This is a genomic window from Henriciella sp., assembly GCF_049649345.1.
In the GTDB taxonomy this organism is placed as follows: Bacteria; Pseudomonadota; Alphaproteobacteria; order Caulobacterales; family Hyphomonadaceae; genus Henriciella.
Map to the genome: position 1 here is coordinate 1 of NZ_JBARZC010000391.1, position 2,607 is coordinate 2,607.

A 2,607-nucleotide genomic window follows, 5' to 3' on the forward strand; every position below is an offset into this window, starting at 1 on the left:
CGCCCCTGCTGCCTGGCGGGGGCGTTCTTGTATCAGTTGCCGAGAATCTGACTGCGCAAATGATTGGTCACAGGATCGGACGACCCCTGACCCCCGGGCTTGAGACGTCCCGCCATCGTCTTGCCGCGCTCCACGCCCCACTGGTCAAAGCTGTTGAGGCCCCAGAGCACGCCGGCGAGATAGGTGCGGTGCTCGAACAGGGCGATTAGCGCGCCAAGCCGTCGCGGCGTCAGCTTGCTTGTGTGCATGAAGGTCGACGGTCGCCCGCCCGCATGGACTTTCTGTGCCGCGATCTCCAGTGGCAGCTCGGGCTCCTCCTGTTGGACGTCTTCCAGCGTGCGGCCATTGGCAAGCACCTCGGCCTGGGCGAGCGCATGTGCCGTGAGACCGGTCACCCCATCCTCATCTTCGAGGGATCCTGGCGCCAGGATGAACTCTGCAGGCACGATGGACGGGCTCTGATGCAGCCACTGATGATAGGAGTGCTGGCCGATCGTTCCTTCGCCGCCCCAGAGAAGCGGTGTGGTCGACAGACCGACACCCTCGCCATCCGGGCCGACCGATTTCCCGTTCGATTCCATTTCGAGCTGCTGAAGATAGGCCGGTAGCATGCGCAGGCGCCGTGAATAAGCCAGTAGCGCGCGCGCCCCAAAGCCCATGAAGGAGGCATTCCAGTAATCGAGCAGGGCGAGCTGGACGGCCACATTCGTGTCGATAGGTGCGCTCTGGACATGCGCGTCCATATCGGCAGCCCCGGCGCGAAATTCGTCCATGACTTTGCCGCCAAGTGCGATCGAGCAGGCGACCGAACCAGCCGACCAGATTGAAAACCGTCCGCCTACGGCCTCCGGTAGGTCGAGTATGAGGCCGTCGGCCCCGTTGAGCCAGGCCGTGGCGCGCGCGGGATTTGCCGTCACAAGTACGAAATGGTTTGCCCAGTAGCTTGAAACGCTCTCGCGCAGCCAGCGCCGCGCCCGCCCCAGATTGTAGAGCGTCTCTTCGGTTCCGAAGGATTTGGAAACCCCGACAATCAGTGTTGTTGCCGGATCGAGCCCGGCGAGGGCAAGATCGAGATCAAGCGGATCGAGATTGGCGCAAAAGCGCAGGTCGAGACCGGCCCGCCGGCTGTCATGAAAGGCGTCCGCGATAAGGCGGGGTCCGAAGTCCGATCCGCCAATACCGATATGGACGACGGCCTTGAACGGCTGGCCGTTGGCTGCGGTTTTCTTTCCAGAAGCGATATCATCGGCCAATGTTTCGGCGTCTATGGCCGACTGGCGCACATGCCTGGCGGCTTCAAAGCTCGGATCGTGCGCGCGTAGCGCCCAGTGCAGGGCAGCCCTGCCTTCTGAGGAATTGACTTCGGCTCCGGAAAACAGCTGCTCGATGGTGCCCCGCAGATTTGCATCAACGGCTTTTTTGATAAGGGCGCTTTCAGCTGCTTCGTCCAGATAGTGCCGCGAAATATTGATCGACCAGTCGCAGGCCGAGAGCTCGTTCGTACTACGGTCGGCTTGCATAATTTCGCGAAAGGGCTGTTGCCGCAAGCGGTCTGCGTGACTTGAAAGATCCATAAAAGGCCTCGTCAGGAACGGTAGAAAACGGTGAGCGCGTCGCCAGCGGCCTTGCGCATCAGATTGACCGGGGCGGCGGCGTCGGCGCGCTTAAAGACGGCGCGCTTGTCGTCGCCGGTCATGAGCAGCAGGATATGGCGCGCATTGGCGACGGCCGGATAGGTTAGCGTCATTCGCTCGGTTATCTCGCCGGTTACTTCGGTCTTCGGCGCATCGATGGCCGCTACGCTGAGCAGGTTTCCGGGGTCGGTCGCCGCGCCAAGCCCCTTCGCATCTGAAAACCAGGAGAGGGTGTGCCCGTCCGGGCCCATGCCAAGAATGAGCACATCGATCACGCTTGCTGGCTCGCCATAGCTCTTGTCGAGCTCGGCTTCAGCGCCGAAGGCTGTATCGGACGCCGTTTTCATTTGCAGAAACCGCGCCTCTGCGGCTTTGCCCTGCAACAGCGTACGTTGTACGAGCGCTGCATTCGAGGCAGCATGTTCAGGCCCGATCCAGCGCTCATCGGCAAGTCCGACCGTCACATTGCCCCAGTCGAGCTCTGTGTCTGACAAGGCCTGGTAGATCGGCCCCGGCGTCGAGCCGCCCGAGCAGAAGAGACTGGCCTTTGAGCGGCGTTCCAGCGCATCTCCCAGCCTTGATTTGACCCAGTGAGCCGCGTCCGCTTCAAAGCTCGTCTTGTCACTGAATGTGTGGAATTCTGTGTCCGATATCATATCGTGGCAGGGACACGCGCGGGCACACGCTGTCAAGCCCGGCTGCGGTGGCCTGCGATAGAATTGTCATGGGTGCTTGAAAGCGCGCGCGCGCGTGTGTATGTCGCCCGCTTCAACGGGAATCAAAGGCCCGCTGGTAAAAGGAACCTAAACCCCGTCCGGCGGGCCGGACAGTAGCTAGAGGAGGCCACCCATGGCCAAGGAGAAGTTTGAGCGGAACAAGCCGCATGTGAACATTGGCACGATTGGCCATGTTGACCACGGCAAGACGACGCTGACGGCAGCGATCACGATGACGATGGCTGATACGTATGGCG

3 protein-coding genes are annotated in these 2,607 nt (G+C 61.6%); 1 reads left to right on the top strand and 2 read right to left on the bottom strand.

The annotated features are described in order from the left end of the window. Positions 1 to 32 precede the first annotated feature (32 nt). Both WA989_RS10590 and pgl read right to left on the bottom strand, forming a co-directional pair. Entirely contained in the window at positions 33 to 1,574 is a 1,542-nt protein-coding gene (locus WA989_RS10590; protein ID WP_424340465.1) for a glucose-6-phosphate isomerase, read from the bottom strand. An 11-nt stretch (positions 1,575 to 1,585) separates the two neighbouring features. Next, the gene (pgl, locus tag WA989_RS10595; protein ID WP_424340466.1) at positions 1,586 to 2,290 is read right to left on the bottom strand and encodes a 6-phosphogluconolactonase; all 705 of its coding nucleotides are present in this window, start codon (positions 2,288 to 2,290) and stop codon (positions 1,586 to 1,588) included. A gap of 193 nt (positions 2,291 to 2,483) precedes the next feature. On the opposite strand from pgl, the gene WA989_RS10600 reads away from it, so the two are divergent. Next, positions 2,484 to 2,607, top strand: a 124-nt coding sequence (locus tag WA989_RS10600; protein ID WP_424339179.1) for a GTP-binding protein, incomplete at its 3' end; no start/stop codon positions are given.

Coding starts and splice junctions, on each gene's coding strand:
- WA989_RS10590 (WP_424340465.1), bottom strand. CDS start 1,574: ATGGATCTTTCAAGTCACGCAGACCGCTTGCGGCAACAGCCCTTTCGC.
- pgl (WP_424340466.1), bottom strand. CDS start 2,290: ATGATATCGGACACAGAATTCCACACATTCAGTGACAAGACGAGCTTT.